6 protein-coding genes are annotated in these 9,223 nt (G+C 77.4%); 3 read left to right on the plus strand and 3 right to left on the minus strand.

Going from position 1 to position 9,223, the window contains the following annotated elements; translation table 11 throughout:
- Positions 1-334 precede the first annotated feature (334 nt).
- Positions 335-3,601: an AfsR/SARP family transcriptional regulator gene (locus tag KDL28_RS39835; protein WP_252446670.1), complete on the plus strand. Its 3,267-nt coding sequence runs from the start codon at positions 335-337 to the stop codon at positions 3,599-3,601.
- 396 nt (positions 3,602-3,997) lie between these two features.
- Here KDL28_RS39835 and KDL28_RS39840 read toward each other — a convergent pair whose 3' ends face one another.
- Positions 3,998-5,635: a carboxylesterase/lipase family protein gene (locus KDL28_RS39840; RefSeq protein WP_252446671.1), complete on the minus strand. Its 1,638-nt coding sequence runs from the start codon at positions 5,633-5,635 to the stop codon at positions 3,998-4,000.
- A gap of 101 nt (positions 5,636-5,736) precedes the next feature.
- Positions 5,737-6,396: a DUF998 domain-containing protein gene (locus KDL28_RS39845; RefSeq protein WP_252446672.1), complete on the minus strand. Its 660-nt coding sequence runs from the start codon at positions 6,394-6,396 to the stop codon at positions 5,737-5,739.
- Between the two features lie 184 nt (positions 6,397-6,580).
- On the opposite strand from KDL28_RS39845, the gene KDL28_RS39850 reads away from it, so the two are divergent.
- Both KDL28_RS39850 and KDL28_RS42000 read left to right on the plus strand, forming a co-directional pair.
- Positions 6,581-6,910 (plus strand): YciI family protein, encoded by a 330-nt coding sequence (locus KDL28_RS39850; protein ID WP_252446673.1) that lies wholly within the window; start codon positions 6,581-6,583, stop codon positions 6,908-6,910.
- Entirely contained in the window at positions 6,907-8,931 is a 2,025-nt protein-coding gene (locus KDL28_RS42000; protein ID WP_308216138.1) for a sigma-70 family RNA polymerase sigma factor, read from the plus strand. The genes KDL28_RS39850 and KDL28_RS42000 overlap by 4 nt, the downstream gene beginning before the upstream one ends.
- Before the next feature lie 114 nt (positions 8,932-9,045).
- On the opposite strand, the gene KDL28_RS42375 is transcribed toward KDL28_RS42000, so the two are convergent.
- Positions 9,046-9,213 (minus strand): HNH endonuclease, encoded by a 168-nt coding sequence (locus KDL28_RS42375; protein ID WP_372496859.1) that lies wholly within the window; start codon positions 9,211-9,213, stop codon positions 9,046-9,048.
- Between the last annotated feature and the right edge of the window lie 10 nt (positions 9,214-9,223).

Genomic DNA, 9,223 nt, shown 5'->3' on the forward strand with positions numbered 1-9,223 from the left:
CCGCCCTCGGCGGTGCGGAACGGGTGGCGCCGTCGCGCCGCGGGGGGTTGCCGCCCCTCGCGCCGCGGCGTCGCCGCCCACGGTGCTCCGCCGGACTGATGGCCCCACCAGCCCCGACGCCGCCGACGGCGACACGGGCCGTCCCCTCCACCGGGGCACCGATCGAGACGGCCGGTCCGTGCCGTCGTCGGTGACGTCGGTGGCGAACCTAGGCCGACGACCTTGCCGTCACCTTTCCGTGCAGGTGGCGGGCGCCGTCGAGCCGGATGGGCGCTTGCCGTTCACCGACGGTGTCGAGAGGATCGCCCGCAGGCAAGCCTGCGGTGGGACGGGAATGGTCGACGACGAACTGCGCGTGATCGGCAACGTTGAGCTGCGCGCGGGCGGTGAGCTCGTCGAGCTGGCCCCCCAGCTGGCCAAGGCGCTGGCGGTCCTGGTGGCCGCCCGACCGGGCCAGGGCGTCCCGCGGGCCGACCTGGTCGACGCGCTGTGGCCGGCCGCGCCCGACACCGACCGCCTCTGGCCGGTGGTCTCCAAGCTCCGGCTCGCGCTGCGCCGCGTCGGGCTGACCGTCACCTCCGGGCGCGGCAACGCCGGCTACCGGCTCGAACCCTTGCCCGGGCCGGGGGGTGTCGAGCCCGCCGCCATCCTCGACACCACCGCCGTGGTGGCGTTGACCGACCGGGCCGAACGCCTCCTGGAGGACGCCGACCCGGCCGAGGCCGCGCGGGTGCTGGCCGGGGCGGCCGCCCGGTGGCGCGGGGAGCCGTTCACCGTCGGCGACGACTGGCCGCTGCCGCGCATCTGCCGGCTCGCCGCGCAGCGCCTGGACACCCAGCAGCGCAGGCTGGCCAAGCTGTGGGTGCGCGCCGACCTGCTGACCGCCGACTTCGCCGCCCTGGACTGGATCGACCAGGACAAGGCGCTGGCCGCGGCGCTGGACGGCGACCGCGAGGTGTGGCTGTTGCGGTTCCTGTCGACGCTGGTCGAGAACGGGGCACCGGCCGCGGAGGCGATGCTGGAGGAGCTCAGACCGCGGTGGGGCTACGAGGACCCGACGGTCGCGCGCGCCGCCCAGCTGATCGAGTTGGGTGAGCACGGCGCCGTGCCGGTCCCCCCGCCGATCCCGCAGGCGGCGGAGCCGGGGCCGCACCGCGCGGCGCTCGAGGCGTTCGTGGCCTCGATCCGGGCGCGGGAGGCCGAGCTGCTCAACGTGGTCGGCCCGACCGGTCCGGCCCGCCTGGCCACCGTCGACGAGCTGGCCGCGCTGGCCGCCGCGGCCGGGGTGTGGGTGGTCCGCGAGGTCTGCGACGCCGCCGACGACCTGGCGCCGGGCCGGCAGCTGATGCGCGACCTGTGGGCCGCCGCGCTGACCGACCCGCGCTTCGCGCCCGACACCGACCGCGCGCTGCTGACCAACCTGGTGGCCAGCCCGCGCCCGTCGGGCGGGTTCCGCCCGGCGAAGCCCAACCGGCTGGTCGACGCCGCGGTCGGGGTGGTGTCCGCGCTCGCTCGCAACCGCCCGGTGCTGGTCGTGATCGACGACGCGCACCGGATGACGGCGCTGGCCGCGGAGCTGACCGAGCAGATCCGGTCGCGGCTGTCCGGGGCGGCGGTCGGGTTCTGCGTGGCCGGGGCCGACCCGGGCCCGTTCGCCGGCCGTGCGGGGGGCACCGTGCTGGCGGTCGCGGGGGAGCCCGGGGCGCCGCAGCCGACGGTCAGCGACTGGTTGGCCGCCGCCGCCGTCACCGCCGTCGACCTGCGCATCGACCCGGTGGTCGTGACCGCCGTCCTCGGGGTGCGGGCCGAGCGGGCCGACGCGGGCCTGGCGCTGGCCGTGCGCACCGGGGCGGTCGTCGCCGACGACGGCGTCCGGTTCGCCCGCGCCGCGGCCCGCGACGCGGTGCTGGCCCAGCTCGCCGCCGAACCCGGGCGCGCGCGGCGGCTGCACGCCGCCGCCTACCGCCACCTCGCCGGCACCCCCGACGTCGACCTCGCCGGGGCGGCCCGGCACGCGTTGGCCGCCCGCCCGGACGTGCCCGACGACGAGGTGGCGGCGGCCTGCCTGGCCGCGGCGCGCGGCGAGCACGACGTCCGCCGCCTCGACACCGCGATCGAGCTCGCCACGCGGGGGCTCGCCCTCACCGCCGACCCCGCGCTGCGCTTCGCGCTGCACATCGCGCAGGGCGACGCCCGCCACGACCGCGCCGACATGCACGCCGCGGAGACCGCGTTCCGGGCGGCCTACGAGGAGGCGGGCGGGTGCCCGCGGCAGCGCGCGGTGGCCGCGATCCGGCTGGGCAGGCGGTGGACCGACCCCGGCCGGGTCGACCGCTCGCTGCTGCACATGCTCGGCACCGCGCGCGACGAGCTGGTCGCCTCCGCCGAGCTGGACGCCGACCGCGAGGCCCACGAGCTGTGGCTGCTGCTCAACGCGACCCTGGCGCACTGGACGACGATGGGCCTGCTGCCCGACGGGCCCGTCCTCGAGGACCCCGAGCCCGTCGTGCTCGCCCGCGCCACCCTGGACGCGCTCATCCCGGACACCGACCCCGAGGTGGCGTGCGAGGTGCTCACGGAGTGCCGCTACGCCCTGTTCGACTACGCCCCGCCCGCCGAGCTGCGCCGGATCAGCGCCCGGATGGAGGAGGTCTCGGCGGCCGCCACGTCGGCGCTGTTCCGCGGCGAGGCGCTGATGCAGTCGGTGGTCGACCACCTCCGCCTGGGCGACATGATCGCCGCGCACCGGACGAGCGAGCTGCACCGGGCGCTGGTCGAGGAGACCGCAGCCGGCATGGGCCCGTGGAGCCAGCTGTCCCTGGACACCGTGTTCGACCTCTGGGACGGCGACCTGGCCGACGCCGAGGCCCGCATCCTCGGGCCGCAGAAGGCGATGCTGGAGGAGAACCAGCGCGACGTCAGCGACTCGATGCAGCAGACCTGGATGGGGCAGCTGTCCTGGCTGCGCTACCAGCAGGGCCGGATGCCCGAGCTGGCCGGGATCCTGCGGTTGGCCGAGCGGCGCCAGTACTTCGTGCTGTGGGCCCCGGCGATCGCGTTGATGTGGGGCGAGGTCGAGCAGCCCGCGGCGGCGGTCGACCAGCTCGCGGCCACCCTCGACCTGACCGCCGACCTGCGGGCCCTGCCCCCGCACGGGCTGGCGGTGCCGACGCTGGCCGTGGCGGCCGAGGCGATCAACAGCCTGGACGGGTTCCGCAACGACCGCCTCGACGTCGACGGCCTCGCCCGCCGGGTGGACGCCCTGCTCGAACCGCACACCGAGGAGATCGCGCTGGGTGGGTGGCCGACGCTGCTGGTCGGCCCGGTGCACCGGGCCCGCGGCCTCCTCGCGCTGGCCCTCGGCGAGCCCGACCGCGCGCTGGAGCACTTCGACCTGGGCATCCGCAAGGTCGGGGCGTCCGCCGGCCAGCTGGCCTGGCTGCGCCTGCACCAGGGGCGCGCGCTGATCGCACGGGGCGGGCCCGGCGACGCCCGGCGCGCGCGGGAGGTGCTGGAGGCCGCGCTGGACACGGCCACCGCCAAGGGGCTCGGCGCGCTGGCCCCCAGGGCGCGCCGCCACCTCGACGCCCTGTCGGGCTGACCCGGCGGGGAGCTGACCACGACGGTCGCCGCCCCCGCGGCGGCCGGTCGGGCTCCAGGACCCGGCGCAGGTGCGAGACGGTGACCTGCAGCGCGGCCAGCGCCCGGGGCGGGACTCGGCGGCCCAGAGGTCCTCGACCAGCGCGTCGGTCGACACCACCCGCCCGCCGGCCACGGCGAGCCGGGCCAGCAGCGCCCGGCGCCGCCGCCCGCCCAGGTCGGCGGGCGCACCGGCGACCTGGGCGCGCAGCGGCCCGAGCACGTCGATCCGCACCGCCACGGCGGGCTCCACCGTCGTCCGCCAGGACGATCATTGACGCGCACCCGACCACCGGGCGGCCCGCGCCCGTGCCCCGTCCCGGGGTTCCGCGCCGTGGGACGGGGCCGTCGATCCCGCTCAGCCGGTCGGTGGCGCGACGCGCTGCCACAGGTCGCAGTGGTGGGCCACGGCGAGGTCGACCGGGGCCGTGCCGGCCGCGGTGATCGAGAGCACCCCGCCGTCGGGCACCGGCGGCCAGTCCGGACCGGGGGACCCGGTGCGGGCGAACGTGGTCCACCAGCCGATCAACCGGTCGGCCAGCCGCTGCTGCTGCGGGGTGCGCTGCGCCGGGGGCCGCCCCGGCTGGGTGCTGTCGAAGAAGTAGCGGACGTCCGCCCCGTGGTGGGCGCCCAACGGGACGGTCCCGGCCACGTCGGCGACGGGCTCGGCGAACTCGTAGCCGAAGACCGGCTCGCCCGCCGCGGCGGCGGCGTGCACCGGCACCTGCGCGCAGGAGCCGACCATCCCGCCCTGGTCGCCCAGCGCGGTGGCCAGGGCCAGGCTCGGCGAGGAGAACGCGGCGAGCGGGTACCGCTCCACGGCGGCCCGGGCGGCCTCCGGTCCGAACAGGTCGGCGAGGATCGCCGGGTACCGCTCCGCCGTGACCGGCGCCCCCTGCAGGTCGTAGGCCGCGGCGACGCGGGAGCGCATCTCGTCCCGGGTGGCGCCGTGGATCAGGGGCACGTCGGCGAAGGTGCCGTCCCGCAGCGCGTCACCGGGCTGGACGGGCAGCAGCGGGGTGCCCGCGACGGGCCACCACGGGGCGTCGGCGACCGCCGCGAACACCGTCGTCGTCACGTCGGCCTCGCGCAGCCCGACCAGGGCCTCGACCGGCAGCGCCCGCAGGCACTGCGGAGCGGTCGCCGGGTCGGGGCAGCCGAGTTCGGCGGCGACGGCGGCGGCGCGCTGCTCGGCGGTGTCCCGGGCCACCACGGGGTTGGCGCAGGACGCGGACTGCACGATGGCCTTGGCGAACAGGCCCCGTGCCGACGGGGACGCGAGGTGGGCGCAGGTGTCGAACCCGCCCGCGGACTCCCCCCACAGCGTGACGTTGCCCGGGTCGCCGCCGAACGCGGCGATGTTGTCGCGCACCCAGCGCAGCGCGGCCTGCTGGTCGGCCAGCCCGAAGTTCCCGACCGCCGGGTCGTCGAGCGCCGGGTGGGCGAGCGCCCCCAGCGCGCCGAGCCGGGAGTTGACCGTCACGACGACGACGTCGCCACCGGTGACGATCCGCCGCGGGTCGTAGAGGCCGCCCTGCCCGGAGCTCCGCCCGCCGTGCAGGAACACCATCACCGGACGGGGCGCCGCCGCCCGGCGGGGCGTGTCGACGGTGAGCTGGAGGCAGTCCTCGGCCCCGGTGACCTGGGGCGTGCCGTCCGGGTTCGGCCCCCACGTCTGCGGGCACGGCGTGGACGGCACCGTGGCGTCGCGGGTCCCGGTCCACGGCGCCGGCGGCTCCGGCGAGCGCCAGCGCCGCTCCCCGACCGGCGCGGCGGCGTAGGGGATGGCGGTGAAGCGCCGGTGCTCCGCGGTGGTCGTCCCGCGGACGGCCCCACCGGCGGTGACCACGACCGCGTCGTCGGCGGGGCCGGGCGGAGCTCCACCGGGAGGTGCTCCCGAGCTGCACGCGACCAGCGCGGCCGAGAGGGCGGCGGTGAGGACGGCCGTGAGAACGGCCGGGAGCGGGACGGCGCGGGACGATCCGTGGCGTGGCATGGCCGAACCGTGCCCGCCGGCGGCGGGCACGGCGTCCACCCGCGGGAGCGGGTTCGGCTACGTCCCCGGGACGACGCGCGATGAGCCGCGACCGGTGCCGGTCAGCGGCGCAGCTCGACGTGCGCGACGACGCCCACCCAGGCCATCGCCGTGAGCGCGGTGATCGCCAGGACCAGGGCGCCCGCCGGCCCACCGGCCATCGAGTAGAGGTCGCCGACCAGGAACGCCGACCCGGAGGCGCGCGATCCCAGCGCCATCCCGCGCTCGCCGGACCGCGCGTAGTGCCGGCCCAGCACGAAGCAGGAGGCGATCAGCGCGGCGAACGCGACCGTGCCGACGACGAGGTGGCCGATGGTGCCGACCGTCATGCCGGGGACTCCGGGGTCACCGACCGGGAACCCGCCGCCTCCCTGCAGCACGAACGGCCCCGACAGGATCAGCCCGATCCCCCAGACCGCGACGAGGCGGGGCGCCCAGGTACCACCCGGGGTGCCGCGCATGACCCGGTGCAGCCCGACGGCGCCGGCGACCGCCAGCACGCCGGAGACGACGAAGTTGGTGATCTGGACCCAGCCCAGGTCGCCGTTGGACAGCGCGCTCAGCGGGAAGCGGGTCAGGTCGAACCCCTCGCGCGTGGCGGCCTGGGTGAGGGAGACGACCCCGAAGACACCGACCGCGGCGACGCTCCCCGACAGCAGCAGGCGGGTCCGGGGGTCGCGGACGGAGGTGGCGGTCGGTCGGGCGGTGGGGGTGGCGGTCATGGCTGGTTCCTCTCATCGGGTCGGTGTCCGCTGAGGCGTCGTCCGGCCGCGCCCGGGTTCGACGGCGGCCCGAAGCCGGCCGCTGACCAGCGGCGCCGTCGGTTCCCTGTCACATCGCGCGTTCCCTGTCACATACTCGGCGCGACGTAGGGGTGCGACGACAGTCCGACCCGAGGAGGACCCCGTGCAGTTCCTGCTGACCATGACCGACGACGCCGGCGAGCCCGACGCCGCGATGTACACGAGGATGGGCGCGTTCATCGACGAGCTGACCCGCGCGGGTGGGCTGGTCGCCACCGGCGGCCTGGATGCGGGCACCCGCATCTCGACCACCGGGGGTGAGCTGACCGTCACCGACGGGCCGTTCACCGAGACCAAGGAGGCGATCGTCAGCTTCGCGCTGGTGGAGGTGGGGTCGCGGGAGGAGGCCATCGAGCTGACCCGCCGGTTCCACGGCATCGTCGGCGGCGGCGAGTCCATGATGTACCAGGTCTTCGGCCCCGCCACCGGATGACCGACCCGGCCGGCATCGGCGGGATCTGGCGGCGGGAGTCGGCGCGGATCGTCGCCGGCCTCGCGCGGACGCTCGCCGGAGACGTCGGCCTGGCCGAGGAGCTCGCCCAGGACGCGCTGGTCGCCGCGCTGGAGCAGTGGCCGACCGGCGGCGTCCCGGACAACCCCGGCGCCTGGCTCACCACGGTGGCCCGCCGCCGCGCGGTCGACGCGCTGCGCCGGATGCAGCGCCGCGACCGCGGGCACGCGGCGTTGGCGCACGACCTGCGCACCGCCGCGGTCGACGAGCCACCACCACCACCACCCGATCCCGATGACGTGGCCGACGACGTCCTGCGGCTGATGCTGGTCTCCTGCCATCCCGTGCTCTCGCCCGAGGCGCGGGTGGCGCTGACCCTCAAGGTCGTGGCCGGGCTGCGGACCGACGAGATCGCGCGCGCGTTCCTCGTCACCGAGGCGACCGTGGCGCAGCGGGTGGTGCGGGCCAAGCGCGCGCTCGCGGTGAGCCAGGCCCGGTTCGAGGTGCCCGTCGGACCGGAGCGCGCCGGCCGGCTGGCCTCGGTGATGGAGGTGCTCTACCTCGTCTTCAACGAGGGCTACGCCGCGACCGGCGGCACCGACTGGATCCGCACCGCGCTGTGCGACGAGGCCATCCGGCTCGCCCGGATGCTCGCCCGGCTGGCCCCCGACTCCGCCGAGGCCCACGGCCTGCTCGCCCTCCTGGAGCTGCAGCACAGCCGCCGGGCCGCCCGCGTCGACGCGGCCGGCATCCCGGTCCTGCTGCACGAGCAGGACCGCGACCGGTGGGACCGGGACCGGATCCGCGCCGGCTTCACCGCGCTGCTGCGCGCCCGGGAGACGCGGGCCCCGCCGGGCCCGTACGTGCTGCAGGCCGCGATCGCCGCCTGCCACGCCCGGGCGCGGTCGGCCGCCGACACCGACTGGGCGCAGATCGTCGCGCTCTACGACCTGCTGGTGCGGGTGGTGCCCTCACCCGTCGTCGCGCTGAACCGGGCCGTCGCCGTCGCGATGGCCCGTGGGCCCGAGGAGGGCCTGCAGCTCATCGAGCCCCTCCTGGCCGAGCCCGCGATGGCCCGCTACCCGCTGCTGCCCGGCACCCGCGGCCACCTGCTCGCCCGCCTCGGCCGCACCGCCCCCGCCCGCGCGGAGTTCGAGCGCGCCGCGAGCATGACGGCGAGCCTGCCCGAGCGCGAGGTGTGGCTGCGACGGGCAGCGGCCCTGCGGCCCGAACCGGCACCGCGGCAACCGGCGGGCGGCGGACCCGGGCTGGGCGAGGCGGCCGCGGCCTTCCTCGCCCGCCCCGGCCCGAGCCCGGGGACCGTCCGGTCCTACCGGCAGACCCTCGACCGGCTGCGCCGCGACCTCGGCGACGACCTGCCGCTCTGCGCGCTGTCCCCGGAGGCGGTCGCCCGGGTGTTCGCCTCGGCCTGGTCCCGGGCCGCGCCCGCCACGTGGAACCGGCACCGCGCCGCCCTGCGCGCCTTCGCGGCCTGGGCCGGCACCAGCGCGCTCGACGGGTCCCTCGACCGGCTGCCGGCGCCCCGCGGGCGGGCCCGGCCGCTCGACCCGCGGCGGGTCGCCGCGCTCACCACCCCGGCCACGCCGCTGCGGGAGCGGGCGCTCTGGCGGGTGCTGCACGAGAGCGGCGCGCCCGCCCGCGAGGTGCTCGCACTCGACGTGGACGAGCTCGACCTCGCCGCGGGCCGCGCCCGGCACGGCCGCATCGCCTGGGCGCGGGCGACGTCAGCGCTGCTGGCCGAGCTGGTCGAGGGCCGCAGCCGGGGCCCGGTCTTCCTCGCCGAGCGCCGCCCGGGACCGGGCCGCCCCCGCCCGCCCGGCGACCTGTGCCCCGACACGGGCCGCGGGCGGCTGTCCTACCCCCGGGCGGAGTACCTGTTCAAGCGCGCGTCCGGCGGCGCGACCCTGCGCGCGTTGTCGGGTCGCGCCCAGCCCGGGGCGAGGCGGGCAGCGAGCCCGCGCAGCGCCGCCCGCGGCCGGTAGCCGGTGTGCCCCGGTAGGCCGCCGGCGAGGTGCCCGCCGATGTGGCGGGTCCTTTTCCGGCGGCCCCCGGCCCGAACCGGACGTGCGGGTTTCCTCGCATCGGCTCTCTGGTGATTACTGCGTGGATTTCGTGGTTGGGATCGGCGCGTGGATGGTGTCGTGGCAGGGAATGCAGACGATGAGTGTCTTTCGCCGTTTCTCTGTCATGAGTTGTGCCCACGCGGGTTGTGGCTGTCCTGTCCGGACGAGGTCTGCGAGTGCCGGTATCTGGTGGATCTCCACCGTCGCTCCT

The organism is Pseudonocardia humida, from assembly GCF_023898865.1.
GTDB lineage: Bacteria > Actinomycetota > Actinomycetes > Mycobacteriales > Pseudonocardiaceae > Pseudonocardia > Pseudonocardia humida.